This window comes from Streptomyces sp. NPDC029526 (assembly GCF_040637405.1).
GTDB lineage: Bacteria > Actinomycetota > Actinomycetes > Streptomycetales > Streptomycetaceae > Streptomyces.
Map to the genome: position 1 here is coordinate 62,144 of NZ_JBEZWE010000003.1, position 26,232 is coordinate 88,375.

Genomic DNA, 26,232 nt, shown 5'->3' on the forward strand with positions numbered 1-26,232 from the left:
CGGCCCGAGGTCCTGCGCGGTGCGGCGGGGACGCCGTGGTCCTGGGAGGCGTGCGCTTCAGTTGGCCCACGGTGGTGTGAGGCGGGTGCCGTCGGCCAGGGTCGCCCGCAGGCCGCGGGAGGTGGTGACCCAGGCGGCGGCGGGGTGGGCGGTGGGGTTCTCGACGGCGAGGGTCGTGCCCGGATTGACGATCACGGTGTCGCCGGCGGTGATGCGGTGGGTGGTGCCGTCGAGGGTGATCCGCAGGTCGCCGTCGAGCAGGTGGAAGATCTCCTCCCGGCTGACGGTGTGCGCGGGGGCCCGGGTGCCGGCGGGGATCTCGCTCCGCCAGGCGCACAGCTCCCTGCTCCCGGCCGCGGGGGTGGCGTGCGCGACGAAACGGACGCCGTGCACCTCGTGGACGACGGCTTCGGACGGGCGGACGACGGTCATGAGGGGCCTCCCGGCGGACGATGATGGTCAAGCTGCCTGACTATATACTCAAGTTGCTTGACCATATGGTCAAGGTGCTTGAATGCCCCCGTGCAGAATTCCGAAGCCATGGCCCTGTCCGCGGCCCTGCTCGCGGTCGCCGGTGACCTGACCCGGCGCATCGACGACGGTGTCGCCGCCCGCGGGTTCGACGGGCTGCGGCCGGCGCACGGTTTCGCCTTCACCCGGCTCGCCCCGGACGGTGCGACGGTCACCGATCTCGCCGTCCACCTCGGGGTCACCAAGCAGGCCGCGAGTCAGCTCGTCGGCGAGCTGGTGCGCAGCGGGTATGCGGAGCGTCGCCCGCACCCCGCGGACGCGCGGGCCCGGCTGGTCGTGCTGACGGACGCGGGGTGGGCCTGCGCCCGGGCGGCCGAGGAGGCGGCGGCGGAAGTGGTGCGGGCCTGGAGTGCGGAGCTGGGAGAGGCTGAAGTGCGGTCGCTCGGGCGGGCGTTGCTGCGCATCGCGCCCGAGGGCCCAATTCGCCCCGTTTGGTGACTCCATATCAGGTGCGGAGGGCTGGTCGGCGGCCGAAGTCGGAAGTTTTTGCCGACCCGTGACCTCCAGGATTTCCTACTCGCCCGTAACTTGATGAGTGAACAGCATCCTCGTGATCCGGATCACAAGGCGTACGCCGTCGCATCCTCCCCTTGAGCGCAAGGAGATCACCCGATGCTGCCCTGGAAGCGAGTGATCAGACCGCTGGCCGCGTTCCTGCTGGCCGCCGCAGCCGTCACCGTCCCCACCGCCACCAGCGCCCAGGCCGCCCCCGCCGCCCAAGCCGCCACCACCGCCGCCGCCCCCGACCGCGGCTGGAACGACTACTCCTGCAAGCCGTCCACCGCCCACCCCCGCCCGGTCGTCCTGGTCCACGGCACCCTGGGCAACTCCGTCGACAACTGGCTGGGCCTCGCGCCCTACCTGAAGCACCGCGGCTACTGCGTCTTCTCCCTGGACTACGGCCAGCTCCCCGGTGTCCCCTTCTTCCACGGGCTGGGCCCGGTCGAGAAGTCCGCGGAGCAGCTCGACGCCTACGTCGACCGGGTGCTCGCCGCCACCGGTGCCGACGAGGTCGACATCGTCGGCCATTCGCAGGGCGGCATGATGCCCCGCTACTACCTCAAGTTCCTCGGCGGGGCCGCCGAGGTGAACGCCCTCGTCGGGATCGCTCCCAACAACCACGGCACCACCCTCGGCGGGCTCGCCAAGCTCCTGCCGTACTTCCCGGGCGCGGCCGACCTGTTGAAGAAGACCACCCCCGCTCTCACCGACCAGGTCGTCGGATCCGACTTCCTCACCAAGCTCAACGCGGGCGGCGACACCGTGCCCGGGGTCCGCTACACCGTCATCGCCACCCGGTACGACCAGGTGCTCACCCCGTACCGCAACCAGTTCCTGAACGGCCCCGGAGTGCGCAACGTCCTGCTCCAGGACCTGTGCCCGCTCGACCTGTCCGACCACCTGGCGATCGCCCTGATCGACCGGATCGCCTTCCACGAGGTGGCCAACGCCCTCGACCCGGCGCGGGCCGAACGGACCACCTGCGCCTCGGTGTTCAGCTGACACGTGCCAGTGCGTGCAGCACGACGGGGCCTGTCCGGCCTGAGCCGCCGGACAGGCCCCGGTCGTCGGGTCAGCGACCGTGCCGCGCGCCCGCCGCACGCCGGCGGGTGGAGGCGAACAGCGCCGCCGAGCCGAGTGCCAGCGCCGCCGCACCGCCGACCATCAGGTACGGGGTCGTGCTGTCGCCGCCGGTCTCCGCCAGGTTCGCCGAGGCGCCCGCCGCCTTGGGCTGGTTGCCGGCGGAGCCGTCGTCGCCGTCGTCGCTCCTGGCCTCGGCCGGCGGCGTCGGGTCCGTCGTGGTGTGCGGGTCGTCGTCCCCGTGCCCGTGGTTCTCGATGGTCGACTTCTCGGCGCCGTCCTTGATCTGCTGCTCGGACGGGGCGGACGCGACCGGGGCCGGGGCGTCCGCCTGCTTCGGCGTGTCGGCGGACGTGTCCCCGCCGGTCTCGCCCGCCGCCTCGCCGCCGGCGTTGCCGCCACCGCTGCCGCCGCCGAAGGTGACGTCCGAGCACGAGTAGAACGCCTCCGGGCTGTCCGAGCGCTGCCACACCGCGTACAGCAGCTGCTTGCCGGAGCGCTCCGGGAGGGTGCCGGAGAAGGTGTAGAAGCCGCCGGAGGGCGCCGGGTCGGTGGACGTCGCGACCGGGTTCGCCAGGTCCAGGTCACCCCAGCCCAGCGGCTTCGACGGGTCGTAGCCGGGCTTGGTGATGTACACCTTGAAGGTGCCCTTGTGCGGGGCCGTCACCCGGTACTTGAACGTGTACGAGCCGCTGTTGACGCTCGTCGCGGGCCAGTCGGCGCGGGCCAGGTCGAGTCCCTTGAACGCCGGGTCGCCGGCGCTGCAGAGCTTGCCGTCAGGGATGAGCTCCTGGTGGCGGCCGTCCGCGTCGCCGATGCGGACGCCGTTCCAGTCGTAGAGGGCCTGGGTGCCGCCCGCAGCGACCGCGGCCTTGCAGGCGTCCGACGTCGGGCTCTCCGGGCCCTCGGCGTAGCACTGCGCGACCCGGCTCACCGGGTCGCCCATCGAGCCGTGCGCGGACGCGGGAGCGGCGGACAGCCCGGCCAGGGCGAGCGGGACGACACCGACGACGGCGACAGCGACCTTGCGGCGTGCGGGCATGGGGCAGCAACTCCTCGGAACGATCACAGGACTTGGGGAGGGGATCCCGTGGGGAATGGCTCAGAAGCTAGCCCCACGGAACCGGGAAAACGTCCGGTGAAAGCCGTCCGGGGTGATCCTTATGGCCCCGTTAAGGAAGTGCTCAGGCTGCGCTCAGGTACGCGGTCCGGGAACCCCTGTTCCGGTCAGTCCTCGGGCCACCAGGTCCGGGCGACGTCCTTGCGGATCTCCGGTCGCCCGGCGGGGCGCTCGTCGGTCTCCTCGCCGGTGCGGCGGGTGCCGGTCTTCCTCAGGGGCTTCTGCACGGTGGTGCGGCGCATGACTGCCTCCTCCGGTCCGCCGGGTTCCGCGGTCTCACGGGGGCAGACCTTTCGGGCGAGAGTTCCTCATCGGTCCCGGTCTGTCTGTGGCCTCGGTCACCCCGGCGGTGTCAGTGGCGGGTGTCACCCTGGGGCGCATAAGCCACGACAGTGACAGGACGAGCACACCGGGTACGACGAGCACACCGGGTACGACGGGAACGCCGGGTACGGAGGGTACGCCGGGTACGGAGGGCGCCGACTGGGACGCGCTCGCCGCCGTCTTCGACGACGAACCCGACCACGGGCTGCGCGATCCCGCCGTCCGGGCGGCCTGGGCCGCCCGGCTGCGCGCCTGGCTCCCCGGCCGGCCGGGCGACGTGCTGGACCTCGGCTGCGGCACCGGCAGCCTGGCGCTGCTCGCCGCCGAGCACGGGCACCGGGTGACCGGCGTGGACCGCTCCCCGGCCATGGTCGGCCTGGCCAGGGAGAAACTGGCCGGACGCGACGCGGTGTTCCTCCACGGCGACGCGGCGGCGCCGCCGGTCGGGGAGCGGCGCTTCGACGCGGTCCTGGTCCGCCATGTGCTGTGGACGCTGCCGGAACCCGCCAGGGCCCTGCGGCACTGGCGGGGACTGCTGCGCCCCGGCGGCCGACTGGTCCTCGTCGAGGGGGTGTGGGGCACCGTCGCCCCGGCCGGCATCCCGGCGGACCGGCTCACCGCGCTCCTCGCCCCGCTCACCCGCCGGGCCCGAGTGGAGCGGCTCTCGGACGATCCGGCCCTGTGGGGACGGGCGGTGGACGACGAGCGCTACGCGGTGATCGCGACGGTGGACTGACGACGACGGGCGCGGGGCCCGGCGGCGGGTGAGACCGACACCGGCGCCGGTCAGGCGAACAGGGGCGCGAAGCCGTCGGCGCCGCGGGCCAGGACGTCCAGCTCGTCGAGCGCCCGGACGGCGGCGGCCGCGGCGTCCGGGTCCGCCGTCGCCAGGCCGCTCGCGGCGAACTCGTCCTCGTCCAGCCGCAGCACCAGTCCGCCGTCCGCGGACCGCCACAGGTCCAGGTCGAGGTCCTCCACGACCAGTTCGCCGCCGGACCGCACGGCCGGACGGGTGACATCGCAGTAGTGCCCCTTCAGCACGCCCCGGGCGGTGCGCACCTCCTTCACGGCGTACCACCGGTCGCGCCAGAAGTGCTCGGTGAAGACGTCACCGGGTTCGAAGCGGACGAAGCCGAAGTCGCGCACGCCGTCGCCCGCCCAGGGCGCGCGCACGGTGATCCGGGTGCCGTCGTCCCGGAGCAGCTCCGCCGGGTAGCGGATCTTCGTGCGGCCCGCCTTGACGAGGACGACCTCCAGCCGGGCGGCCGGGGCCGGGGCCGGGTCAGCCGAGTTCGCGGGCATACCGCACCTCCGTCGCGCAGATGTCGTAGCCGAACCACTGGTTCACGGCGATCATCGGCTCGTTACCGGTGTCGTTGCCGGTGAACGCCTCCGTGCACCCGGCGGCCCGGGCCCGGTGCAGGGACGTGTTCTTGACCAGCTTGGCGAGGCCCCGCCCCCGGTGGCCCCGGGCGGTCCCGGTCATCGCGGTGCCGTACCGCCCCTCCCCGTCGGTGTGCGCGGCGGTGAAGGCCACGGGACGGCCGTCGACCACCGCGACCGTGGTCAGGCGCAGGTCGAGCAAGGGGTGCCGCCAGACGTCCTTCAGCCAGGCCGCGTAGTCGGACGGCTCAGAGGCCACGTCGCCCGGCTCGTCCGCGGTGACCTCGGCGTCCAGCTCGAACAGCGGGCGAGGGTCGTCCGCGAAGTCGGCCCCGGTACGCAGCTCGACGCCGGGCGGCGGGCCGGCGAGCGGGGGCAGGGTGCCGCCGTCCAGACCGAGGCGCAGGAAGTACGCGGACCGCCCGGCGCGGTAGCCGTGCCGTTCGGCGAAGGCGCGGTCGCCCGGTTCGTCCGGCACCCAGCTGAAGACCGTGCGGACGCCCAGGGAGGACAGCCGCTCCTCGGCGGTGCGCAGCAGCAGCGAACCGGCCCCCCGGCCGGTCCGCTCCGGGTGCACGTAGACGTTGGCGGAGCCCCGGCCCGGCTCGGGACTGTCGTGGGCCACGCTCAGCTGCGCCGTGCCGACGATCTCGCCGTCCACCTCGGCCACGAGCTGGCCGAAGTGGGCGTCGAGGTGGGAGTTGAGCAGGTGGTGCAGGACGGAGTCCGGGGTGGACAGCATGAAGGGGACCGCGAGGCGGCGGACGCGGGAGAACCCCTCCGCGTCGGCTCGCGCCTCCGGCCGCAGGTCGCGCACGATGACGGTCATGATGGCGCACGCTATGCCGGGCGGACCGCCGGCCGCCTCTCCTTTTCGACCGCGCGGACGCGGTGCGGGACAATCGGGACGTGAGCCTGACGATCCACATCGACGACAGTGCGCCACCGTACGAGCAGGTACGGGCGCAGATCTCCGAGCAGGCGCGGTCCGGGGCGCTGCCCGTGGGCTACCGCCTGCCGACCGTGCGGGGACTGGCGGAGACCCTGGGTCTCGCCGCGAACACGGTGGCCAAGGCGTACCGCGCCCTGGAGGCGGACGGGGTGATCGAGACCCGGGGCCGCAACGGCACCCTGGTCGCCGCCGCGGGATCGGCGGCCGAGCGGGAGGCGGCGACCGCCGCGCGGGCGTACGCCGAGCGGGCGCGCCGGCTCGGTCTCGACGAGGCGGCTGCCGTCGCCGCGGTCCGGGACGCGCTGCGGGCGGCCTACGGCACGTGAGCCGGTGGCGTGCCCCGCTGCCGCGCCGGGTCAGGTGGGTGCCGGGAGCCGAGGGGTGCGGGTGACGTCGAGTCCGGCCGCCCGCGCCGTGCGGGCGAAGAGGGCCGCGTCACCGACCGCCGCGGCGTTCGGGTCGTTGTTGAAGTAGGCGTACACGTCCTGGCCGCCGGGCCAGGTCTCCGCGACGCGTTCGGCCCAGGTCCGCAGCGACCGGCGCCCGTAGTGCGGCCAGGCCCGGGCCCGGCCCTGGTGGAAACGGACGTACCCCCAGTCGGCCGTGCGCCACAACGGGGTCGCCGGGCGGGCCAGGACGTCGGCCCAGCACAGGGCGGCGCCACGGGCCTCCAGGACGCCGCGCACCTCGGGTGTCCACCAGGACGCGTGACGTGGTTCGACGGCGATCCGTTGCCCGGCGGGGAAGCGGCGCAGGCAGGCGTCCAGGAGGGCCGGGTCGGCCCGCAGGCTGGGCGGCAACTGGAGGAGGACCGGACCGAGCCGGTCGCCGAGTCCCTCCGCGCGGCTCATCAGCCGTTCGACCGGCTCCTCCGGTTCCTTTAGCCGCTTGATGTGGGTGAGGTAGCGGCTGGCCTTCACCGCGACCACGAAGCCGGGCGGGGTGCGCTCCCGCCAGGACGCGAAGGTCTCCCTGGCCGGCAGCCGGTAGAAGGCGTTGTTGACCTCCACGGTGGCGAACCGGGCGGCGTACTCCTCCAGCCAGAGCCGCACCGGCAGCCCCGACGGGTACAGCACGCCACGCCAGTCCCGGTACTGCCAGCCCGAGGTCCCGACGAACACGGTCATGGGGCCATCAGACCACCGGGCGGCGACGCGGACCCCTCGGCCGCGCCTACAGGTACAGCCCGGCGTCCGCGTTCCCGCGCGGTTCGGGCAGGGCGGCGGGGGAGGTGCCGCGGCGCAGCGCGTACAGTTCGGCCAGGGTGGCGCCCTCGCGGCCGATGCCCTCCTCGCGGCCCAGCCACTCCACGGCCTCGGACCGGGTCAGCTGCCCCACCTCGATCCGGGCCAGGCAGCGTCCGGGGCGGACGACGGCCGGGTGGAGGCGCTCCAGGTCCTCGTTGGTGGTCACCGCGACCAGGACGTTGCGTCCCTGGCCGAGCAGGCCGTCGGTGAGGTTCAGCAGCCGGGACAGCGCCTGGCCGGCGGCCTGCTTGGCCTCGCCGCGGATCAGCTCGTCGCAGTCCTCCAGGAGCAGCAGCCGCCAGCGGTCGTTGCCGTCCTCGTCCTCCTCGCCGATGGCGATGTCCATGAGGTACCCGACGTCGGCGAAGAGCCGCTCCGGGTCCAGCACGCAGTCCACCTGGCACCAGTCCTGCCAGGACCGGGCCAGGGTGCGCAGGGCGGAGGTCTTGCCGGTGCCCGGCGGGCCGTGCAGCAGCAGGAGCCGGCCGGAGATGTCCCCGGGGGTGGTCTTCATCAGGCGGTCCATGGCGTCCGCCACCGGACGGGTGTAGTTGGGCCGGACCTCCTCCCAGCTGCCGGCCGTGATCTGCCGGGTGGTGCGGTGCGGGCCGCGGGTCGGGGAGGCGTACCAGAAGCCCATCGGGACGTTGTCCGGCCGGGGCTCCTGCTCGTCCGCCGCGCCGTCGGTCGCCTCGTTCAGGACCTTGGCGGCCAGTTCGTCGGTGGTCGCGGTCACGGTGACGTCGGCGCCGCGCTTCCACCGGGAGACGAGCAGGGTCCAGCCGTCGCCCTCGGCCAGGGTGGCGGCGCGGTTCTCCTCGCGGACGGCCCGCAGCAGGCGGGCGCCGGCCGGGAGCAGGGTCGCGGCGGAGCGCACGCGGTCGATGCTGACGCCGCGCGCATGGGGCTGCTCACCGGTGCTGAAACGGTCGAGGAACAGCGCGTTGACGACGTCGGTCGGGCAGTCGCTGTCGACGGAGAGCTGGATCGGCGGTGCGTCGTGCGGGTGCGCAGGCATGCCGACATGATCCGGCACGCAGCGCCGGGGGCGCATCCGATTTCCAGCCCCGCCTCGCCTGGTGCCGCCTTGTGCCGCCCCCCTCGTGCCGCCTCGCCTCGCCCGTCCGCCCGTCGTGCCGGCCGCCCTGCCTCAAGCCGCCTCGCCCCGCCTGAGCCGCGAGCCGCCGTCGCCGCTGTTCCCCGCGCCGCCTCGGCCGCTCGCCCCGCCGTCATGGCAGGCGCTGCCCTCGTCCCGTCCGTGTCCTGCTCGTGCCGGACACGGGTCGGGCCGGACGGCGAGACGGACGGCGGGGCGGGAAGCGAGGCCGCTCTCCGTCATCCGGTCCGTGCGCCACGCGACCCGCGCCTCTCCTCCGTGCGGCACGCGGACCGTGCCCTATCCGGGCCGCGCGTCACCCGTTCCGCGCGCCCCCCGGCCCGCGCCTCACCCGGCCCCCGCGCCCCGCACGCGCGCCTCACCCGGTCCGTACGCCACCCGGCCGGTTCGGTCACCGGCCCCGTGCGACTGCCGAGCAGGTCCGGCACGGGGTCTCTCCCGCGCGGGCCCGGGCCTCCGTCAGCAGGTGTCCGCAGCGGCGGGCGCGCCGGAACACGGCGTAGCCCTTGGTCAGGGCGCGGTCGCGGGCGAAGACGCGGGCCAGGGCCCGGCCGTCGAGCAGCCGTACGAACTCGGCCGCGTCCGTCGACCGGCGCACCGTGACGCGGCGCAGGGCGTACGGGCCCTGGGCGCGCCGGGCGAGGCCGTTGCCGACGGCGAGCGCCTGCGCGTACCCCGTCTCCCGCACGGCCTGCCGTACCCGGCGGCTGGAGTAGCCGTAGGGGTAGGCGAAGGAGACCGGGACCTGCCCGAGCCGGTCGGAGAGGATCTCCTTGCTGTGGATCAGCTCGGTGCGCAGCCGCCGGTCGTCGAGCTGGTCGAGCTGGGGATGGCTGTGGGTGTGTCCGCCGATCTCCACGCCCGCGTCGGCCAGTTCCCGCACCTGGTCCCAGTCCAGCATCCGGTCCGGTGCCTCCCCGGTCTCGTGCGGGCCGCGCAGCCAGCCGGTGGTGACGAACAGGGTGGCGGGGAAGCCGTGCCGCGCGAGCACCGGCAGGGCGTGCCGGTGCACCCCCTCGTAGCCGTCGTCGAAGGTGATCAGGACCGGCCGGCGGGGCAGCGGGCGCCCCGCACGCCAGTGCGCGGCCAGGTCGGCGGTGCCGACCGGGGTGAGACCCCGCTCGGCGATCAGCGCCATCTGCTCGGCGAACGCCTCCGGGGTGACGGACAGGGCCCGGGTGCCGGGGCTCGGGTCGGTGGCGACCGCGTGGTACATCAGGATCGGTACGCGCAGGTCGGTCACGGCTGCCCCCCTGGGTGTGCGGCCCCGTCCACCGGTGCCGTGCCGACCGGGACCACCGAGAAGGTGACCCCGTCGCGCCGGGCCCGCAGGCTGCCCACCAGGTAGCCGCCTGCCGCCGTGAGGACCCCCGTGACGATCGCGCCCGCGCGTCCGGCGCCGCCGGGGCGGGCCAGCAGGGCGTCCCGCAGGCCGCGCACGACGCCGGCCGGCAGCACCCGCGTGGTGTAACGGCGTTCCGACTCCAGCCCCTTGGCGGCGCCGACGCTGCGCGCCACCAGGGCCTTCGACAGTCCTTCGGCGTAGGTGCGGGTGCGGAAGTAGCGGAACGTCTCCCGGACCTCGGGCACCCGGTGGTGGATCACCGCCCGGTCGTCGATCAGCAGGACGGCGTCGGGGCGGGCCCGGCTCAGGCGGATGCACAGCTCCGTCTCCTCCCCGCCGAGGGGGAGCCGGTCGCCGTCCCGTCCGATGCCGGTGGCGAAGCCCCCCGCCGCGTCGAACGCGGTGCGCCGGAAGGAGGCGTTGCCGCCGAGGACGTTGCGCACCCGGACCCGCCCGGGCGGCAGGCCGCGGTACGTGCAGCCCACCACCCAGTCGAACTCCTCCGGGAACCAGGCCGGGCGACGCCCGGACGCCCACAGGGGTTCGGTGCGCCCGCCGACCGCCATCACGCGCGGGTCGGCGTACGCCTCGGCGAAGTGCCGGAGCCAGTCCCGTTCGGCGACGGCGTCGTCGTCGAGGAAGGCGACGACCTCGCCGCGCGCCGCCGCGATGCCGGTGTTGCGGCCGGCGGACAGGCCGCGGGGGCCCGCGTTGGCGAGCACCCGCACCTCCCCGGTCTCCTTGAACTCCTTCTCCAGACGGTCCAGGAGGACCTGGTTGTGGTCCACGACCAGCAGGGTCTCCCGGGCCGGCCGTGACTGCGCCCGCACCGAGGCGACGGCCGCGAGGACGTCCGTCCAGCGGTCCTCGGTGTAGGCGCAGATCACGACCGAGACGTCCGGGGTGCCGGGTCCGCTCAAGACACCTTCCTCCGCACCGCACCGGCCACCGGTGAGGGGTGGGCGCGGCGGCGCAGGGCGCGCCGGTTGGACCGCTCGCCGAGGATCACCCCGAGCACCCGGAACCCGTCCCGCACGGCTCTCAGGTTGCTGGTGCCGTGGATGCGGAGGTACTCGTGGCTGGGGATCTCCTGCACCTTCAGGCCCGCCTTGACGACCCGGATGTTCATCAGGGTCTCGACCTCGAACCCGGTGCAGTCGAGGTCGATCTGGTCCAGGCAGTGCCGCCAGAACGCGTTGTAGCCGTAGCAGAGGTCGGTGTACCGGGCGCCGAACTTGCGGTTGACGACGGCGCACAGCACACGGTTGCCCAGTTTGCGGACGAACGTCATGTCGTCGGTGCCGCCGCCGTTGGCGAAGCGCGACCCCTTGGCGAAGTCCGCGCCGGAGACGAGCGCGGACACGTAGGACACGATCTCGTTGCCGTCGGCCGAGCCGTCCGCGTCGACCATCACGATGATGTCGCCGGTGCACGCCTGGAACCCGGCGTTCAGCGCGTCGCCCTTGCCCTTGCCGCGCTGGGCCACGACCTTCACGCCGGGCCACAGCCCGCGCGCCACCTCGACGGTGTCGTCGGTGGAGTTGCCGTCGACCAGGACCACTTCGTGAATCCAGTCGGGAAGCGTCTTGAAGACGTACGGCAGGTTCTCCGCCTCGTTCATGGCCGGGATCACCACGCTCACCGGCGGTGCGATCGCCAGGTGCGAGGAGACGGGCCGGTACGTGCCGGCGGGCCGCGGATCCTGGTCCGCGGTCGTCGGCGGCAGAACGGAGCTCATGAGTCTGGTCCCTCTCGTCCGGTGGACCGCCCGCCCCTCGGGCGGCCCGGCTCTACTTCCGGTTCGAAAGGGGGGTTTTCACACACGGCACGACGGAACGGAGCTCCGTGCACGCCGGGTGAGCTGGTTGAACCGGCCGACTGCGGACATACCGCCGCCGACCGCGCGGCACGGCCCGGTCACGCTGGCGCTCCCGAGCACGGCACCCCCCTACCGCGCCCCGCGCCGGTGCGTCGCGGTCCTGAGCCCTCCCCTGAAGCCGCGTACTGACGGACCGGTGCGGGTGAGATGAGATGTATGACGGTATTGGCGATTGAAGCCGAATGGCAAGACCTGGACCACGGCCTCACCTTGGTACCGGTTTGGCCCGTGTGCACACATCCCGCCCTGATGCGGATGTCTGCATGACCGACTTTGCCCCCCTAGGTGTCGGATGCCGGGCTTCAATGTGGCGCACCCCGTTGGGAGCGTCAAGGGCCGTAAGTCCTTCGGGCCGAATTTCGTTCCGGATTGAACGGATGTGAGCGCGCGGCAGGTTGACCCCTCCCGGTTCGGCGCGCAGGGCGGGTCCGGCGCTCTTGGGGCTCGAACGCGACGTGAAGAAGTCCGGCAGATTCTGGAGATGCGGGAAAGAGCGTCCCAATCTTGACATGAACACTTCCGGTCAACACGCGTAGTTGGTACGAAGGTTGCGGCAGAGATCCTGCTAAAGGGAGGTTCCATGAGACGTTCCCGACTTGTGCTCATTCTGAGCGCGTTCCTCCTCGCCCTCGCCACCGCCCTCACCGGTGCGGCTGCGGCACAGGCGTCCCCCCAGGCCGCGAACGGGGGCTACGTGGCCCTCGGCGACTCCTACTCCTCCGGCGTCGGAGCCGGCAGCTACATCTCCGGCAGCGGCGACTGCAAGCGCAGCACGAAGGCCTACCCGTACCTCTGGCAGGCCGCCAACTCACCCTCGTCCTTCGACTTCGTGGCTTGCTCGGGCGCTCGAACGGGTGATGTTCTGTCCGGGCAGCTCGGCCCGCTCAGCGCCACCACCTCACTGGTCTCCATCAGCATCGGCGGCAACGACGCCGGCTTCGCCGACGTCATGACGACCTGTGTGCTCCAGTCCGACAGCTCCTGCCTCTCGCGGATCGCCACCGCGAAGGCGTACGTCGACTCGACGCTGCCCGGCAAGCTGGACAGCGTCTACACCGCCATCCGCACCCGGGCCCCCAACGCACACGTCGTGGTGCTCGGCTACCCCCGCTTCTACCAGCTCGGCACCACCTGCATCGGCCTCTCCGAGACCAAGCGGAAGGCGATCAACGGCGCCGCCGACCACCTCGCCACCGCGCTCGCCCAGCGCGCCGGCGCCCACGGGTTCACCTTCGGCGACGTGCGCACCACCTTCGCCGGCCACGAGATCTGCTCCGGCAACTCCTGGCTGCACAGCGTCGACTGGCTCAACATCGGCAACTCCTACCACCCGAAGGCGGCCGGACAGTCCGGCGGTTACCTGCCGGTCCTCAACAACGCGGTCTGACCCCGGCAGGCCCTCCGCGCCGTCCGCGCGCCAGGGAGCGGCCACCGAACCGGAAGGAGAAGGGGAGGCCCCGCCCGGCGGGGTCTCCGTCCCGCACGTCACCGAGAACGGCACCGAACGGGACGTCACGCGCACCGGTTCCCGCGCACCGGTTCCCCCGCACCGGTTCCCGCCCCTGCACCCCGACCGGGCTCGCGCACGTCCCCGCCTCCGCGTACGTCGTCGCGACCACCGTGTCCCGCTGCTCGGTACCGCCGCCCTCCGGGAACGACAGCGTCCGCCGGCCCGGTTCGGTCACCGAACCGTCCTCGGCCACCCACCGGCAGGACACCTCCGCCGGCAACCGCCCCACCTGAACGGCGCCGCGAACGCGGGCGCCCCCTCCCGGCGGCGGACACGAAAGCAGCTCAGCCGAGGGCGGATGCCGCCCCCCTGAACACCAATCCGGCTCCCACGACGACCACGACGAAGGCCGAGCCCAGCGGCGCGCTCCGGCGGACCAGGCCCACCACCGGCCCGGCCGTCCAGCGGGGCCGGCGGTCCAGCAGCCGGGCCATGCCGCTGCCCGCCCTGACCACGGCGTACCCGGCCGCGGTGAGCGTGAGCGCCAGCCCGACGCCGTAGGCGACGACCAGCAGCAGCCCGAACCACGCCTGGCCGAGCGCGGCGGCCCCGACCAGCACCACCACCGCGGACGGGCTGGGCACCAGCCCACCCGCGAAACCGAGCAGGATCGAGCCGCGGAGCGTCGGCGCCGTCGGGTGGGTGTGCGTCCGCCCGCCGTGGGTGTGCACCACGGCGTGCGGGTGCGAGGGTCCGGGGGCGCCGTGCGGGTCGGCCGGGTGGGCGGGAGCCTTGCCGTGATCGAGAGCGTGATCGTGTTCGTGGTCGTGGTGGTGGCCGTGGCCGTGGCCGTGGCTGTGGCTTCGGTGGTCGGGGTCGTGTGCGTGCGAGTGGGGGCCGTCGCCGGGGGAGTGCTCGTGGTCGTGGGGGTGCTCATGGAGGGGGTGGGCGTGGTGGTGCGTGTGCGGGGGCCGGCCGTCGCGGTGGCGCAGCGCGCGCCGCAGCAGGGTCGCGCCCGCCACGGTGACCAGGACACCGCTGGCCACGCCCAGCCAGGCGACCACCGAGGGCGCGGCGGCCGAGCCGCCCGCGACCAGCAGCCCCAGCACCACCACCCCCAGCGTGTGGGTGACCGTCACCGAGGCCGCCATCGGCAGTACGTCCCGCAGCCGGGCCCGGCCGCCGCGGGCCGCCGCCGTCGCCGCCATCAGCGTCTTGCCGTGGCCCGGCGCGAGTGCGTGCAGGGAGCCCAGGACGACGGCGATCAGCAGGGCCAGGGCGGCGAAACCGGCGGTGAGGTCGTTCCGGGCCACCAGGTCGTCCAGGGCCCGGGTCCACCGGTCGGCACCGCGCGGCAGGACCGAGCCGGCCGGGGCGTCCGCCTCCCGCTCGGCGAGCGCCGGACCGCCCGGGCGGATCCGCAGTTCGGCGGTGCGGGCGTCCGGCGGGGCCTCCAGCCGGTCCTCGGGGTAGCGGGTCAGCTCGCGTGAGGAGGAGGCGCGCGGCACGTCCGAGCCGTCCAGCGTCATACGGTCCCCGCGCGCGGTGATCTCCCGCCAGCCGGGCCCCGCGGAGCCGCCCGCCGCGCGGAAACCGACGCGCACGGCGCCCTCGTCGGGCAGCGGGGCGGTCAGCCGGCACTCCACGCGCAGGGTGTCCAGCCCCGCCTGCCCGGGCCGCACCCGGACGCGGCTGCCGTCCACGGTGAGCGGCACCGCGCGACCGTCGACCCGGACCTCGCTGTCCCGCGCGGCCTCCGCGCAGCGGTCCCGGGCCCAGGCGTTCGGCCCGCCCCGCCGCTCGATGTCGGGACCGGCCTGCGTGGCCGGGATCTCGGCGAGGTCCTCGACGTGACGCACCCGCAGTTCACCCGGCGCGGCGACCAGTCCGTCGTAGCGGTTGACGGTGAAGTTGCCCAGCGGGTGCGCGCTCGCCGCAGGGGCGGGGACGAGGACGAACGCGCCGACGGCGGTCAGGACGGCGACGCCCGCGGCGAGGGAACGGCCCGGGGTCATCGCGCCGCCTCCAGGTCCTTCAGCGCCGCCTTCGCTTCCCGCGCGCCGAGCGGGGAGAACCCGGGGTTCAGCCGCAGCGCGGCGGTGAGGGAGGCGCGGGCGGCCCGGTCCTCGCCGACGGCTCGCTCGATCATGCCGCGGTGGTACAGGAAAGCGGCGTTGCGGTAACCGGTGGCGGTGGCCCGGCGGGCGTGGGGCAGGGCCTCCTCGGCACGGCCCGCCCGGTACAGGGCCCAGGCCAGGGCGTCGGCGGTGTGCACGCTGTGCCGACGCGCCCACTCCGCGCGGGCCGACCGCAGCGCCTCACCGGCGTCGCCGTGGTCGGCGGCGGCCGGCGCGGGGTCCAGGCCGGCGTGGACGCCGCCCGCACGCGCGAGCGCGGTCCAGGCGTCCACCAGGGCGTACTGCTCCCGGGCCCGCGCCCGGTCGCCGTCGGCGCCGCGCACCTCGTACAGCTCGCCGAGGGCGACCAGCGGTCCGGGCAGCGGGGAGCGCGCGACGACCGCCTCCAGGATGCGGATGGCACCCGCGCGGTCACCGCTCGCCGCCAGTGCCCTGGCCCGGCCCTCCAGCGCGGGCAGGTGGGTGTCGTCGGCGGCCAGGGCGCGGGCGAAGTGACGCAGGGCCCGGTCGTACTCGCCCTGGTTCCAGGCCAGTTGGCCGAGCGCGGTCGCCACGTACGCCACGTCCGCCCGCGACGCCGCGCCGGCCAGGGCCCGCTCCAGCACCCTGCGGGCGGTGGCGGTGTCGCCGCGCAGCTCGTGGACGTACGCGTACCGGGTGAAGACCGGCACCCCCGGACGCCGGGCGTCCGCCGTGGTGGCGGCCTCGGCCGCCTCGTCGTACCGGCCGAGCTCGACCAGGGCGTCGACCCGGGAGCACAGGGCCCGCTCGCTGTACGGGTTCCGCTCCAGGGCCCGGTCCGCGTACCGCAGGGCGCCCGTGAAGTCGTGCCGGGCGGCGGCGAGCGCGGCGCGTCCGGCCAGAGCCGGTTCGTTGCCGGGGGCGAGGGCGAGCGAGCGGGTGAGGGCCCGTTCGGCCCGCGGGTAGTGCGAGGGGTCGCCCGTGGTCCGCGCCTGCTCGACCTGGGCGAGGCCGAGGGTGGCCCACGAGCGGTGGTCCCGCGGCTGGGCCCGCAGATGAGCCCGGAGCGAACGGATCCCCCCGTCGAGGTCGCCCCCGGTGAGCAGTCCGGGCGCGAGCGCCCCGGCCGCGGGAGCGGCGTCCGCCCCGGCCCGCGTCCCGTCCGGCCCGCCCCCGACGACCACGGCCCCGGCGGTCAGGGCGACCGCCAGCAGCACGGCACAGGACGCCACGCGCACCCCCCGCGCCCGCCGCCCGGGGGAGGCGAAGCGCCGCGGTGCCGCGATCCGGCGGGTGGCGGGGGCGGCGTCCCGGCCACGGTCCGCGCTGTCGGCACCGGGTACGCCGTCCGTCCCGGGCGCCGCATCCGCACCCGTGCCGGAGAGCGCCCCCCGGTCGCCGTCGGATCCACGGCCCGTACCCGTACCCGTACCCGTACCCGTGTCCGTGCCGTACCCGCCGTCCCTGTCGTGCTCGCCCTTCCCGCCGGGCCGGCCTGCGGCATCGTGCGGGGTGTTGTCGTTCGTTGCCGGAGGCATGCCTCTCCTCGGTCGTGCGTCACCCGCTCGGGTGCCGGAGTCGGCGGCGCGGCCCGTGCCGCAGGGGAAGGGAAAGGACGGGCCGCGCCTGTCGGTGGGGCGGGGGAGTGGTCCCGGCCGCCCGGGGCGGCTCAGTACGCCCGGCCGCGCATCCGGCGCCACCACATCAGGGCCACGCCGATCAGCAGGATGCCGCCGGCGCCCGCACCCGCGGAGGCGGCGATCAGGGTGGTGTCGTCGGAACCCGCGGCGCCCGCCGGGCGCAGGGCGTCACCGAGCTGGTTGCGGACGTCGTTGCCGCTGTCCACGCCCTTCGCCAGCGGGCCGCGCGAGCCCTCCGTCGGGTTCGCCAGGTAGGGGAAGGTGTCGCCGAACTCCTTGTCGTTGGCGTCGACCGCGTCCCCCAGGTCGTTCTTGGCGCCGACGAGTTCGCCCTCGACGACCTGGAGCGAGGCGTCGATGACGTCGTCCGTCAGCCGCAGCCCGTTGGGGAAGCCGGCGTTGTCGCCGTCCAGGACGCCCAGCCGCTTGGGCTTCGCGGCGGGTTCGATCGACGTGTTGAGGCGCAGCATCTCCGACGGGGTCACGTGCGGTGGCCGGTTCAGCCCCTCCACGCCCTTGAGGAACACGTCGACGAGGTCGTCACGCGGCTCGGCGGGGGCCTCGATCTTGTAGATCCCCTCGATCAGCTTGGGCAGTTCGGGTTCGGTGACGTTCTTCAGGAACTGCGCGTCGTCCCACGGTCCCGACGCGTTGAAGGTGTCCTTGTCCTTCAGGGGGTTGACCACCTCGTTGACCAGCGGGCTGCCCAGCCGGGACACCTGGACGAAGTCCCCGGCGGCGTTCCTGCGCTGGGTGGTCGACCAGACGCCGACGACGGGCTGGTCCGCCGACTCGGTGATCATGTGGGTAGGGACCTGGAGCGCCAGGGAGTTGACGTTGTAGCCCTTGAGGGTGTCGTTGCCGACCTCGGAGAGGTTCCCGCCGTACAGCAGGTCGAACACGCGCAGGTCGAGGAAGAACGGGTCGTCGGCCTGGCCGGCGAAGGTAGTCGCCCCGCCCGCCAGTTCGTGCACGGCCTCCTTGCGCAGGGCGTCGTAGTCCGGCATGGACGCCTTGCCGACGTTGGACGGCGCGACCGGCACGTCGTCGGCGATCTTCGTGCGGGACACGGCGTGCTGGTCCTTCAGCTTCAGCAACTCGATGTCGTAGGTCTGCGTGATGTTGAGATCCTGGTCGTCGAGGCTGGTGACCGGGCCGGTGTTGTAGAGGAACGTCTTGTCGTTCTTCGTGTGGGTGGTGAACGTGTAGCGGAACAGCAGTTCGCCCTGCGCGTCCCCGTTGTTGTCGATGTGGATGTCGTACTGGGCGTCCTCGGCGAACGTGAAGAAGTTCGGCCCGCCGGCCGGTTCCTCGAACGGGATCCAGTTGGCGATGATCGTGGTGGTGTCCGGCTTGTCGGGGCTGACGAAGGCGTACAGGTCCGTGTTGTCGTACTGCGGGGTGCCCGAGATCAGCGGGGCCTCGCGGTGACTGGAGGCGCCGGCCGGCCGCGGTTCCAGGGCGGTCGCTCCGGCGGCGGCGAGCCCGCCGGCGGCCAGTGCGCCACAGATCAGGGTCGCGAGGCCCCTGCGTCCCGCGGCGGTGCTCGAAATGGGTGTCATGCCGTCCGTCCTCCGTGCCGACTTGCCTCTGACGCAACGGAATTCGGAGCGGCGACCGGAGCGGATTGGTCGGGATTCCACGAGACCTGTCCGGGCCGCTGCCGCCGGGCCGGACCTGACCGGACCGGACCGGCCGTAGGATTTCCCGCCGCCCGACCCGCGTTTTCGGCCCGGTGATCCGTAGTCACTTCCGGAGGCGCGCTCGCTGCGCATGCCTCGTGCGGCGGGGTGGCCCGGCGGGGGCCCGGGAGAGGGGGGTGGCTGGTGGAGGCGGACGAGCTTCTGGTGCGCGTGGCGGGAGGCGACCAGAAGGCATTCGAGGACCTGTACGCGCTGGTGTCCGGGCCGGTGTTCGGACTGGTGCGGCGCGTGGTGCGCGACCCCGCCCAGTCCGAGGAGGTGGCCCAGGAGGTGCTGCTCGAACTGTGGCGGTCCGCCGCGCGGTTCGACCCCGCCCGGGGCAGCGCGCTGTCCTGGGTCCTCACCCTGGCCCACCGCCGCGCCGTCGACCGGGTGCGCAGCGCCCGCGCGGCGGGGGAACGCGAGGAGCGGGAGGCCCGGCGCGGCAACGGCCCCGCCTTCGACCAGGTCGCCGAGGAGGTGGAGGCCGGCCTCGAACGCGAGTGGGTGCGGCGCTGCCTGGACCGGCTCACCGCACTCCAGCGGCAGTCGGTCACCCTCGCCTACTACGACGGCTACACCTACCGTGAGGTGGCGGAGCGGCTCTCGCTGCCACTGGGCACGGTCAAGACCCGTATGCGCGACGGTCTGACCCGGCTGCGCGACTGCCTGGGAGGCGCCGTATGAGCCTGTTCGACCGGCTGGGGCGCCGCGGCGACGTGCACTCGCTGGCCGCTCCCTACGCGCTCGACGCCCTGGAGCCCGCGGAACGGGTCCGCTTCGAACGGCACCTGCGCACCTGCGGGCGCTGCCGGGCCGAGGTGCGCGACCTCGCCGAGGACGCCGTCCGCCTCGCCTGGTCCACCGCCGCCCCGCCGCCGGCCGCCCTGCGCGAGAGGGTGCTGGCCGCCGTACGGACCACGCCGCAGGACCTGCCGCCGCAGGAGGCGGCCCGCGCGCGTGCGCCGCGACTGCCGCCGCACGTGTGGGGCGCCGGACCCCCGCCGCGCGACCGCGGACGCCGCCTGGTGCCGCTGTTCGTGCCGTTCGCCACGGCGACCGCCGCGGCGGCACTGGTCGTCGCCTCGCTGTTCGCCGTCCAGGCGAACCGCACCCAGGACGAACTGGCCGCGGAACGCGACCGGTCACGTGAGATCGCCCACGTCCTGTCGGCTCCGGACGCCCGCGTGGGCAGCGGACGCGACGCGGACGGCCGCACGATCGGAGTGATCGCCTCCGCATCGACGGCGAGCGCGGTCGTCACCCTCGGCGGCTACGACGACCCGCCGAACGGACGTGTGCGTCAGCTCTGGCTCATGCGCCCCGGCGCACCACCGCGCTCGCTGGGCCTCTTCGAAGGCGACACGCCCCTGGTCGCCTCCGATCTGGAGACCTCCGCGACGTCACTCGCCGTAACCGTCGAACCGGACGGAGGCTCTCCGCAACCCACTGCGCAGCCCATCGTCCAACTCGCCCTGAAAACGGTCGGATTCGGAGAGTAATCGCCGAGTGTTCGTCAACCCCCTTGCGGGGAAGGTGAATCCCGTGGGCGCGATACACGTGTGCCGGTACGGGGCGATAGGGTTACCCTGCCCGGGCCGGGTGGACTCGTACGGGTGGGGAGTGACATGGAACAGATAACAGTGCGCAGCAGGGCCAGGGTCCCTGCGATCACCTGCGGGAGCAGCGCGACCAGTTCGCGCCTCGACCGCCATCTCGCGGTGCTGTCGGGACCGGCGGTCCCCCAGCGGGAGACGGCCGAGGCGACGTCACTGATGCGTGAGCTCACCGCGCGTGACCCCGCGCACGACCGCGGTGCCCGTGGTGTCCGGGCCCGCACCAGCCGCGTCTCGCTCTTCGCGCCGCTGCGCAGGCTGCGCCGCACGCTCTTCGGCGGCCGTTAGGCCCCGCGCGCCCGGGCGGTCCGCCGCCCCGGCGCGGCAGCGTCCCGGCAAGCCACCCCACGCGCGCGCGGCGCACCCGCCCGGTGCGCCACGCGCGGGCACGTCCCCTCCAGGAGCCCCCGACCCCACCCGGCAGCCGGCCGGGGGCCCGCCGACCGCCCCGCCAGGTCCCGCCCGGACTTCACCGCTCGCCGTGCCCGTACTGCCGCACGGCGAGCGGTACGAACACGGCGAGCAGCACCGCGCACCACAGCAGTGACCCGGCCACGGGGTGCGCCACCGGCCACGCGGCGTCCGCGGGCACAGGGGCGTTGCCGAACAGGTCCCGCAGCGCCGTCGCCACCGCGCTGACCGGATTCCACTCCGCCACCGTGCGCAGCCCGCCCGGCAGCCCCTCGGTGGGGATGTACGCGCTGGAGAGCAGCGGCAGCAGGAAGGTCGCGCCGCCGAGCTGACCGGCGGCCTCCTCGTTGCGGGTGAGCAGTCCGGGATACATGCCGACCGACACAGGAGAAGCGGAACAGCGGGGGCAGCGCGACGGATGCCGGGCCGGGGTGCTCGACGGCTCGACGGCTCGACGCTCGACCTGGGATCGCCGCGGGACCGTGACGTGGGGTCAGAGCAGCGCCAGCTGGCCCTCCGGGCCCTCCTCGTGGGTGTCCAGCACCGAGGCGGGCCGGCGGGCGGCGGACGGGACCGGCAGGACGCCCGCCGCGCGCAGTGCGGACCGGCCGACCGGAGCGGACAGGAGGGCGTCGTTCAACGCGGCCCGTGCGGGGCCGAGTTCGGCGAGCAGGGTCAGCACCGTGATCAGCTCCAGCAGCTCCGAGGTCCACCGCTGCGGCCAGGCCGTCGGGCGGACGGCCTCCAGGGTGCCGGGCTCACCGGCATCCGTGCGCGCGGCGAACCACTGCTCCAGCACCCGCTCCCCGCCCGTCTCGAAGTCCCACGCCTCGGGCGGCACCGGCGCGATCCGGCCCTCGCCGAGGAGCAGGGCCTCCTCGTCACGGTCGTACTCCAGGGTCACCGGCCGGGCCGGCAGCGGGGCCCGGACGTAGGGGCGGCGCCCGCCCGGCAGCTTGGGCCGCTCGCCGTCGCGCCGCATCAGCCACAGCATCCGGCGGCCCGTCGCCACCCCGGTCGCCCACGCGTCGGCGTCGGCGGTGAGCGGGACCACCGGCCCGTTCGGCCCCGGCCGCGCCACGGCGAGGATCCAGGCCAGCACGTCCACGGCGTCGACCGCCCCGCCGAGGCGGGCGGCGAGGTGTGCGGTCAGGCCGGGGGCCAGATTCGGTTCGGAGCCCCGGGGCCTGCGGTACAGCGGCCGGATCCGGCCGGGACGCAGCAGCGGGACGTGCGGGGTGGCGAGCAGCGGAAGGCCCGGCGCAGCGGTGGGGGCCGGCGTCTCCACGACGAACGTCTGCCGTTCGTCCGCCACCCGCCACAGCTCGGGCCGGGCCGCGTCGATCAGCCGGTGGTCCGGGATCAGCCACTGCTCGTCGAACGGGGCGGCCAGCACCCGCACCGGTTCCGGGCACGGTCCCGAGGCGCGGGCGAGCCGCTCGGTGCCGCCGCCGCCCCCCGGCAGCTGTGCGACCGGCGTGCGCGGCGTACGGGCGCGCGTCGGCCGGAACAGGGCCTCGCGCTCGGGCCCCTCCGTGGCCAGCAGGGCGTTCCAGCGGGCCTTCAGGGACCCCGCGTCGGGGCCCGCCGGCCAGCCCCGGCCGAGCCGCGGCGGTGCGACGGACCACGGCATGAGGTCCGCCAGCGGCGGAGCGTCGTCGTGCGTCACGCAGGGCATCGTACGGCCTGGGCGGGGGCCGGGATCAGTGGGCGTCGAGGGTCACGGTGAAGGAGAAACGGTCCCCCCGGTAGTGGATCACGGCCACGTCCAGGGGCCGCCCGTCGGCGCCGTGGGTGACGCCGGTGTAGTGCAGGATCGGGCTGAGCAGCGGGACCCGGAGCAGCCGGGCCGTCTCGGGGTCGGCGAGCCGCGCCTCCACGGTGTCGGTGATGCGGCTGATGCCGACGCCCACGACGTCCCGCAGGACCTTCGTCATCGGCCAGCGCACCAGGTCCTCCGGGTCGATGCGGGCGGCGAGTTCGGGACGGACCCAGTTGCGGGCGTGGTTGGTCGGTTCCCCGGTCTGCTCGTCGCTGCGCAGCCGGTGGTAGGCCGCGGCCTCGGTCAGGTCCGGGAAGTGCTCGGCGAGTTCGGCCGGCACCGGGGCGGGCCCGTGCTCCAGCAGTTCGGTGGTCATCCCGGACTGCTGGGCCACGATGGCGTCCACCGAGCCCAGCAGCCGCACCGGAGTGCCCCGGGTGGCGCCGGGCTCGATGAACGTGCCGCGCCGGCGGTGCCGGCTGATGAGCCCCTCGTCCTCCAGCTCCTTCAGCGCCTGGCGCATGGTCAGCACGCTCACGCCGTAGTGCCCGGCCAGTTGTTCCTCGGTGGGCAGGCGCAGCGGGTCCTGGGGCGAGCGGCCGAGGATCGAGGCGCGCAGCGACTGCGACACCTGGTACCAGAGCGGCAACTTGCGGTTCAGGACGATCGAATCCGGAGCGAAGGAAGTCACGGGGTCATCCGTATCGGTCGGGAACGCTCAGTGCAATCCGCGTACGGCGGAGCCGGGCATTCCGCCCCGCGCCCCGGTCGTGCGCGGGCCTTCCGACCTCGCCGGGCGCGGGCGATCCGGCTCGGCCGGGGCGTGGGCGATGCCTCTCCGCCGTACGCGGCTGCCCGGCTCACTGCACGCGGAAGTGCCGTTCGAAGGAGTGCCACACGTCGTCGTACCCCTCCTGGAGGTGTTCCGCGCGTGCCGCGTGCGGGGTGAGCGACAGCGGCCAGCGGGTCTCGAACATGAAGGCCAGACCGTCGTCGATCTTCTGCGGCCGCAGCTCCGCCGCGCTCGCCCGCTCGAACGTCTCGTGGTCCGGTCCGTGCGCCGACATCATGTTGTGCAGCGAACCGCCGCCCGGCACGAAGCCCTCCGCCTTCGCGTCGTAGGCGCCCTCGATCAGGCCCATGTACTCGCTCATCACGTTCCGGTGGAAGTACGGCGGCCGGAAGGTGTCCTCGCCCACCAGCCAGCGCGGCGCGAACACCACGAAGTCGACCCCGGCCAGCCCCGGGGTGTCGCTCGGCGAGGTCAGCACGGTGAAGATGGACGGGTCCGGGTGGTCGTAGGAGATGGTGCCCATCACATTGAAGCGCCGCAGGTCATAGGCGTACGGCACATGGTTGCCGTGCCAGGCGACGACGTCGAGCGGGGAGTGGCCGTAGGTCGCCGACCACAGGTTGCCGCAGAACTTGTTCACCACCTCCACCGGCCCCTCCACGTCCTCGTACGCGGCGACCGGCACCCGGAAGTCCCGAGGGTTGGCGAGGCCGTTGGCGCCGATCGGGCCCAGCTCGGGGAGCTCGAAGGGGGCACCGTAGTTCTCGCACACGTAGCCGCGGGCGGTGTCGTCCAGCAGCTCCACCCGGAACCGCACGCCCCGCGGGACGACCGCGATGTGACCCGGCTCCACGTGCAGCAGCCCGAACTCGGTGCGCAGCAGCAGCCCGCCGAGCTCCGGGACGACGAGCAGCTCGCCGTCGGCGTTGCTGAACACCCGCTCCATCGAGGCGGTGGCGTGGTAGAGGTGCACGGCCATCCCCGTGCGCTGCGTGGCGTCCCCGTTGCCGCCCAGCGTCCACAGGCCCGCCAGGAAGTCCGTGCCCTCGGCGGGCTCCGGGAGCGGGTCCCAGCGCAGCCGGTTGGGGTCCGGCACCGTCTGGTTGAAGGGCGCCGTGCGGAGCGTGCCGTTGCCCGTGCGGGTGAAGGCCGGGTGGGCCGCCGAAGGGCGGATCCGGTACAGCCAGGAGCGGCGGTTGACGGCCCGCGGCTCCGTGAAGGCGGACCCGCTCAACTGCTCCGCGTACAGCCCGAGCGGCGCGCGCTGCGGCGAGTTCCGGCCCTCGGGGAGGGCGCCCGGGACCGCCTCGGAGCTGTGCTGGTTGCCGAAGCCGGTCAGGTGTTCCAGTCCTTCCACGGCCTTGCGCGCGCCCCCGCGCAGGTCCGTGCCCACGCGGGCGGTGCCCCCATCGGTCATGTCCGGTGCTCCCTTGCGTCCGATTCCTATGCAACACCGTAGGATTGCGATTTCCGGTGCGCAAGGGGTCCGGGTGAATCCGGCGCGTGTCCCGCCTGCGTCCCCCGTCCGGCGCACCTCGAGGACGTCCGCCCCACGCCGTCCGCCAACGGCGCCCGTCAACGCCGCCCGTCCGCGCCGTCCGCCCCACGCCGTCCGTCCGCGCCGTCCGCCCCGGGTGTCACCCCGTCTGCCCGGGTGTCACCCCGTCCGCCCCGGGCGTCACCCCGTCCGGTGTCCTCCTCTTGGCGGAGGACGCCGGACGGACGCGGACCAGACTCCAGGGGGATCCCGGCGGTCGCACCCCTGTTCTAGGCTCCCCGGCATGTCGTCGACGCGGACCCCGATCACCGTGCTCGCCGTCGCGCTGGCCCTGACGGCCGGACTCGTCGGCTGCGGCTCCCCGGACGCGCGGGGGCAGGCCGGGGCGCCCCCCTCGGCCGGCCGGCTGCTGGACACGCGGGACCCCGAGGGGCGCCCCTACCGTGAGGTCGACGCGGAGTCGGCGCCGCGCGTGGGCGTCGAGGTGACCTCCGAGGCCGACGGCGGCTGGGCCGTCCGCCTGCGGGTGCGCGGCTTCCGTTTCTCCCCGCACGGCGCCACCGGACGCGCCGTCCCCGGGCGCGGGCTCGCCCACCTCTACGTCGACGACCGCCTCGTCGCCCGGCTGCGCACTCCCGGCCACCGGCTGTCCCCGGCCTCCGTCCCCCGCGGCACGCACCGGGTCACCGCCCGGCTGTACGCCGACGACGGCTCGGTGTGGGCCGTGGACGGCGAGCCGGTGGAGAGCACCGCCGATGTCACCGTGTCGGAACCGGAGGCGTCGGCCTCCGCGTCGGCGACCGCCCCCCGGACCGCCGCGCCGGTGGACGCAGGAGCCGGTGGGGGCGGGTGACGCGGCCGCGCCGCGCTCGGCCGGCGGCGGCAGTCGCAGAGGCGAGGAGCGACGGGCCGGGGGAGCGGCGGAGGGTGAGGTTCACCCGAACGTGCGGACGAGGCATCATGAGGGCGTGCCCCATCCGAGAACGCTCCGCCGCGCGCCGGTACAGCGGCGCAGTGCCGAACGGCTGACCCGCATACTCGACGCCTGCGCCGAAGTCCTCGACGAGGCCGGCTACGACGACCTGAGCACCCGGGCCGTCGCCGAGCGCGCCGGGGTGCCCATCGGCTCGGTGTACCGGTTCTTCGGCAACAAGCGCCAGATGGCCGACGCCCTGGCGCAGCGCAACCTCGAACGGTTCACGGACCGGATCGCCGACCGGCTGCGGGGGACCGGCGACCGGGGCTGGCGTTACGCCCTGGACGCGGTGATCGGCGAGTACCTGCACATGAAGCGGACCGCGCCCGGCTTCTCCCTCGTCGACTTCGGCAACCAGATCCCCGTCGGTGCTCCTCGCACCGGCCCCAACCTGCGGGTGGCCGACCGCCTCACCGATCTGCTCTCCGGCTACCTGGGCCGCACCCCCGACGAGGACCTGCGCCGTACCTTCCTGGTCGCCGTCGAGACCGCCGACACCGTGATCCACCTGGCCTTCCGGATGGCGCCCGACGGCGACGCGAAGGTCATCGAGGAACTGCGGGGCATGCTGCGGGCGTACCTGGCGGGTGTCCTGGACCCGCCCGCACCGGGGGCCGAGCAGCCGTAGGGCACGGGAGGCGTGAGTGTCCCGGTCCGGGCCGTCGTGGGTGCGCCGCTTCTCGTCGCCTACGCGTTCCGGTTCCTGCGCGGCTTGGGGCGCGGTGCCGTTCCGGTTCCTGCGCTGCCTGGAGCGCGGCTCGTTCTGGTCCCGGGGCGTCTGCGAGTCGCTGTGCGTTCCGGCTTCAGGCTGCCCGCCGGTCGCTGT

The 26,232-nt window shown here is 74.3% G+C and carries 26 protein-coding genes and 1 pseudogene; 10 read left to right on the forward strand and 17 right to left on the reverse strand.

Annotated elements, in window-relative coordinates; translation table 11 throughout:
• Window positions 1-57 precede the first annotated feature (57 nt).
• On the reverse strand, window positions 58-432 hold the full coding sequence (locus AB0F01_RS11155) for a cupin domain-containing protein (RefSeq protein ID WP_362092739.1): 375 nt from the start codon (window positions 430-432) through the stop codon (window positions 58-60).
• 90 nt (window positions 433-522) lie between these two features.
• Here AB0F01_RS11155 and AB0F01_RS11160 point away from each other — a divergent pair, with 90 nt between their 5' ends.
• Window positions 523-969: a MarR family winged helix-turn-helix transcriptional regulator gene (locus AB0F01_RS11160; RefSeq protein WP_362092742.1), complete on the forward strand. Its 447-nt coding sequence runs from the start codon at window positions 523-525 to the stop codon at window positions 967-969.
• Between the two features lie 174 nt (window positions 970-1,143).
• The gene (locus AB0F01_RS11165; RefSeq protein WP_362092744.1) at window positions 1,144-2,034 is read left to right on the forward strand and encodes an alpha/beta fold hydrolase; all 891 of its coding nucleotides are present in this window, start codon (window positions 1,144-1,146) and stop codon (window positions 2,032-2,034) included.
• A gap of 70 nt (window positions 2,035-2,104) precedes the next feature.
• On the opposite strand, the gene AB0F01_RS11170 is transcribed toward AB0F01_RS11165, so the two are convergent.
• Window positions 2,105-3,154 carry a lytic polysaccharide monooxygenase gene (locus AB0F01_RS11170; RefSeq protein ID WP_362092747.1) on the reverse strand — a complete coding sequence of 350 codons (1,050 nt, stop codon included), beginning with the start codon at window positions 3,152-3,154 and terminating at the stop codon, window positions 2,105-2,107.
• Window positions 3,155-3,339: 185 nt separating this feature from the next.
• Window positions 3,340-3,474 (reverse strand): hypothetical protein, encoded by a 135-nt coding sequence (locus AB0F01_RS11175; RefSeq protein WP_362092750.1) that lies wholly within the window; start codon window positions 3,472-3,474, stop codon window positions 3,340-3,342.
• A gap of 113 nt (window positions 3,475-3,587) precedes the next feature.
• Here AB0F01_RS11175 and AB0F01_RS11180 point away from each other — a divergent pair, with 113 nt between their 5' ends.
• Window positions 3,588-4,292 carry a class I SAM-dependent methyltransferase gene (locus AB0F01_RS11180; RefSeq protein WP_362092753.1) on the forward strand — a complete coding sequence of 235 codons (705 nt, stop codon included), beginning with the start codon at window positions 3,588-3,590 and terminating at the stop codon, window positions 4,290-4,292.
• A gap of 50 nt (window positions 4,293-4,342) precedes the next feature.
• Here AB0F01_RS11180 and AB0F01_RS11185 read toward each other — a convergent pair whose 3' ends face one another.
• Together AB0F01_RS11185 and AB0F01_RS11190 are read right to left on the reverse strand one after the other, a co-directional pair.
• On the reverse strand, window positions 4,343-4,858 hold the full coding sequence (locus tag AB0F01_RS11185; protein WP_362092756.1) for a DUF402 domain-containing protein: 516 nt from the start codon (window positions 4,856-4,858) through the stop codon (window positions 4,343-4,345).
• Window positions 4,839-5,768: a GNAT family N-acetyltransferase gene (locus AB0F01_RS11190; protein ID WP_362092758.1), complete on the reverse strand. Its 930-nt coding sequence runs from the start codon at window positions 5,766-5,768 to the stop codon at window positions 4,839-4,841. The genes AB0F01_RS11185 and AB0F01_RS11190 overlap by 20 nt, the downstream gene beginning before the upstream one ends.
• Window positions 5,769-5,848: 80 nt before the next feature.
• Here AB0F01_RS11190 and AB0F01_RS11195 point away from each other — a divergent pair, with 80 nt between their 5' ends.
• The gene (locus AB0F01_RS11195) at window positions 5,849-6,217 is read left to right on the forward strand and encodes a GntR family transcriptional regulator (RefSeq protein ID WP_362092761.1); all 369 of its coding nucleotides are present in this window, start codon (window positions 5,849-5,851) and stop codon (window positions 6,215-6,217) included.
• 30 nt (window positions 6,218-6,247) lie between these two features.
• On the opposite strand, the gene AB0F01_RS11200 is transcribed toward AB0F01_RS11195, so the two are convergent.
• The 5 genes from AB0F01_RS11200 to AB0F01_RS11220 form a co-directional block, all read right to left on the reverse strand.
• A complete protein-coding gene (locus AB0F01_RS11200; RefSeq protein ID WP_362092764.1) occupies window positions 6,248-7,018 on the reverse strand; it encodes a DUF72 domain-containing protein in 771 nt (256 codons plus the stop codon).
• 46 nt (window positions 7,019-7,064) lie between these two features.
• Window positions 7,065-8,156, reverse strand: a complete 1,092-nt coding sequence (locus AB0F01_RS11205; RefSeq protein ID WP_362092766.1) for a DUF5925 domain-containing protein — start codon at window positions 8,154-8,156, stop codon at window positions 7,065-7,067.
• 490 nt (window positions 8,157-8,646) lie between these two features.
• Window positions 8,647-9,498: a polysaccharide deacetylase family protein gene (locus AB0F01_RS11210; RefSeq protein ID WP_362092769.1), complete on the reverse strand. Its 852-nt coding sequence runs from the start codon at window positions 9,496-9,498 to the stop codon at window positions 8,647-8,649.
• A complete protein-coding gene (locus AB0F01_RS11215) occupies window positions 9,495-10,520 on the reverse strand; it encodes a glycosyltransferase family 2 protein (protein WP_362092772.1) in 1,026 nt (341 codons plus the stop codon). Before AB0F01_RS11215 ends, AB0F01_RS11210 begins: the two co-directional genes overlap by 4 nt.
• Window positions 10,517-11,338, reverse strand: a complete 822-nt coding sequence (locus AB0F01_RS11220; RefSeq protein WP_362092774.1) for a glycosyltransferase family 2 protein — start codon at window positions 11,336-11,338, stop codon at window positions 10,517-10,519. The genes AB0F01_RS11215 and AB0F01_RS11220 overlap by 4 nt, the downstream gene beginning before the upstream one ends.
• Before the next feature lie 721 nt (window positions 11,339-12,059).
• Here AB0F01_RS11220 and AB0F01_RS11225 point away from each other — a divergent pair.
• On the forward strand, window positions 12,060-12,866 hold the full coding sequence (locus tag AB0F01_RS11225) for an SGNH/GDSL hydrolase family protein (RefSeq protein ID WP_362092777.1): 807 nt from the start codon (window positions 12,060-12,062) through the stop codon (window positions 12,864-12,866).
• A 407-nt stretch (window positions 12,867-13,273) separates the two neighbouring features.
• On the opposite strand, the gene AB0F01_RS11230 is transcribed toward AB0F01_RS11225, so the two are convergent.
• The 3 genes from AB0F01_RS11230 to AB0F01_RS11240 form a co-directional block, all read right to left on the reverse strand.
• Entirely contained in the window at window positions 13,274-14,944 is a 1,671-nt protein-coding gene (locus AB0F01_RS11230; protein ID WP_362092779.1) for a nickel transporter, read from the reverse strand.
• Entirely contained in the window at window positions 14,941-16,566 is a 1,626-nt protein-coding gene (locus tag AB0F01_RS11235) for a tetratricopeptide repeat protein (RefSeq protein ID WP_362092782.1), read from the reverse strand. Before AB0F01_RS11235 ends, AB0F01_RS11230 begins: the two co-directional genes overlap by 4 nt.
• Before the next feature lie 131 nt (window positions 16,567-16,697).
• Window positions 16,698-18,230 carry a DUF4331 domain-containing protein gene (locus AB0F01_RS11240; RefSeq protein ID WP_362092784.1) on the reverse strand — a complete coding sequence of 511 codons (1,533 nt, stop codon included), beginning with the start codon at window positions 18,228-18,230 and terminating at the stop codon, window positions 16,698-16,700.
• Between the two features lie 264 nt (window positions 18,231-18,494).
• Here AB0F01_RS11240 and AB0F01_RS11245 point away from each other — a divergent pair, with 264 nt between their 5' ends.
• From AB0F01_RS11245 to AB0F01_RS11255, 3 genes are all read left to right on the forward strand, one after another.
• Window positions 18,495-19,037, forward strand: a complete 543-nt coding sequence (locus AB0F01_RS11245) for a sigma-70 family RNA polymerase sigma factor (protein ID WP_192234710.1) — start codon at window positions 18,495-18,497, stop codon at window positions 19,035-19,037.
• Window positions 19,034-19,852, forward strand: coding sequence for an anti-sigma factor (locus tag AB0F01_RS11250; protein ID WP_362092786.1), 819 nt, complete (start codon window positions 19,034-19,036; stop codon window positions 19,850-19,852). The genes AB0F01_RS11245 and AB0F01_RS11250 overlap by 4 nt, the downstream gene beginning before the upstream one ends.
• A gap of 126 nt (window positions 19,853-19,978) precedes the next feature.
• Entirely contained in the window at window positions 19,979-20,254 is a 276-nt protein-coding gene (locus AB0F01_RS11255; protein ID WP_164332602.1) for a hypothetical protein, read from the forward strand.
• Window positions 20,255-20,435: 181 nt separating this feature from the next.
• Here AB0F01_RS11255 and AB0F01_RS11260 read toward each other — a convergent pair.
• From AB0F01_RS11260 to hmgA, 4 genes and pseudogenes are all read right to left on the reverse strand, one after another.
• Window positions 20,436-20,778, reverse strand: a pseudogene (locus tag AB0F01_RS11260) (ABC transporter permease); the annotation flags it as partial.
• A 92-nt stretch (window positions 20,779-20,870) separates the two neighbouring features.
• On the reverse strand, window positions 20,871-22,055 hold the full coding sequence (locus AB0F01_RS11265) for a type ISP restriction/modification enzyme (protein ID WP_362092789.1): 1,185 nt from the start codon (window positions 22,053-22,055) through the stop codon (window positions 20,871-20,873).
• Between the two features lie 25 nt (window positions 22,056-22,080).
• Complete coding sequence (locus AB0F01_RS11270; RefSeq protein WP_362092792.1) at window positions 22,081-22,830, reverse strand: GntR family transcriptional regulator; 750 nt, start codon at window positions 22,828-22,830, stop codon at window positions 22,081-22,083.
• Between the two features lie 169 nt (window positions 22,831-22,999).
• Entirely contained in the window at window positions 23,000-24,349 is a 1,350-nt protein-coding gene (hmgA, locus tag AB0F01_RS11275; protein WP_362092794.1) for a homogentisate 1,2-dioxygenase, read from the reverse strand.
• Window positions 24,350-24,713: 364 nt separating this feature from the next.
• On the opposite strand from hmgA, the gene AB0F01_RS11280 reads away from it, so the two are divergent.
• Window positions 24,714-25,283 carry a hypothetical protein gene (locus AB0F01_RS11280; protein WP_362092797.1) on the forward strand — a complete coding sequence of 190 codons (570 nt, stop codon included), beginning with the start codon at window positions 24,714-24,716 and terminating at the stop codon, window positions 25,281-25,283.
• Window positions 25,284-25,398: 115 nt separating this feature from the next.
• A complete protein-coding gene (locus AB0F01_RS11285) occupies window positions 25,399-26,034 on the forward strand; it encodes a TetR/AcrR family transcriptional regulator (protein ID WP_362092800.1) in 636 nt (211 codons plus the stop codon).
• Window positions 26,035-26,232: the final 198 nt, after the last annotated feature.

Excerpts from the sequence above, each read along its gene's own strand:
- AB0F01_RS11155 (WP_362092739.1), bottom strand. The coding sequence starts at position 432 with ATGACCGTCGTCCGCCCGTCCGAAGCCGTCGTCCACGAGGTGCACGGC.
- AB0F01_RS11165 (WP_362092744.1), top strand. The coding sequence starts at position 1,144 with ATGCTGCCCTGGAAGCGAGTGATCAGACCGCTGGCCGCGTTCCTGCTG.
- AB0F01_RS11170 (WP_362092747.1), bottom strand. The coding sequence starts at position 3,154 with ATGCCCGCACGCCGCAAGGTCGCTGTCGCCGTCGTCGGTGTCGTCCCG.
- AB0F01_RS11175 (WP_362092750.1), bottom strand. The coding sequence starts at position 3,474 with ATGCGCCGCACCACCGTGCAGAAGCCCCTGAGGAAGACCGGCACCCGC.
- AB0F01_RS11185 (WP_362092756.1), bottom strand. The coding sequence starts at position 4,858 with ATGCCCGCGAACTCGGCTGACCCGGCCCCGGCCCCGGCCGCCCGGCTG.
- AB0F01_RS11190 (WP_362092758.1), bottom strand. The coding sequence starts at position 5,768 with ATGACCGTCATCGTGCGCGACCTGCGGCCGGAGGCGCGAGCCGACGCG.
- AB0F01_RS11200 (WP_362092764.1), bottom strand. The coding sequence starts at position 7,018 with ATGACCGTGTTCGTCGGGACCTCGGGCTGGCAGTACCGGGACTGGCGT.
- AB0F01_RS11205 (WP_362092766.1), bottom strand. The coding sequence starts at position 8,156 with ATGCCTGCGCACCCGCACGACGCACCGCCGATCCAGCTCTCCGTCGAC.
- AB0F01_RS11220 (WP_362092774.1), bottom strand. The coding sequence starts at position 11,338 with ATGAGCTCCGTTCTGCCGCCGACGACCGCGGACCAGGATCCGCGGCCC.
- AB0F01_RS11225 (WP_362092777.1), top strand. The coding sequence starts at position 12,060 with ATGAGACGTTCCCGACTTGTGCTCATTCTGAGCGCGTTCCTCCTCGCC.
- AB0F01_RS11230 (WP_362092779.1), bottom strand. The coding sequence starts at position 14,944 with ATGACCCCGGGCCGTTCCCTCGCCGCGGGCGTCGCCGTCCTGACCGCC.
- AB0F01_RS11235 (WP_362092782.1), bottom strand. The coding sequence starts at position 16,566 with ATGCCTCCGGCAACGAACGACAACACCCCGCACGATGCCGCAGGCCGG.
- AB0F01_RS11240 (WP_362092784.1), bottom strand. The coding sequence starts at position 18,230 with ATGACACCCATTTCGAGCACCGCCGCGGGACGCAGGGGCCTCGCGACC.
- AB0F01_RS11250 (WP_362092786.1), top strand. The coding sequence starts at position 19,034 with ATGAGCCTGTTCGACCGGCTGGGGCGCCGCGGCGACGTGCACTCGCTG.
- AB0F01_RS11255 (WP_164332602.1), top strand. The coding sequence starts at position 19,979 with ATGGAACAGATAACAGTGCGCAGCAGGGCCAGGGTCCCTGCGATCACC.
- AB0F01_RS11265 (WP_362092789.1), bottom strand. The coding sequence starts at position 22,055 with ATGCCCTGCGTGACGCACGACGACGCTCCGCCGCTGGCGGACCTCATG.
- hmgA (WP_362092794.1), bottom strand. The coding sequence starts at position 24,349 with ATGACCGATGGGGGCACCGCCCGCGTGGGCACGGACCTGCGCGGGGGC.
- AB0F01_RS11280 (WP_362092797.1), top strand. The coding sequence starts at position 24,714 with ATGTCGTCGACGCGGACCCCGATCACCGTGCTCGCCGTCGCGCTGGCC.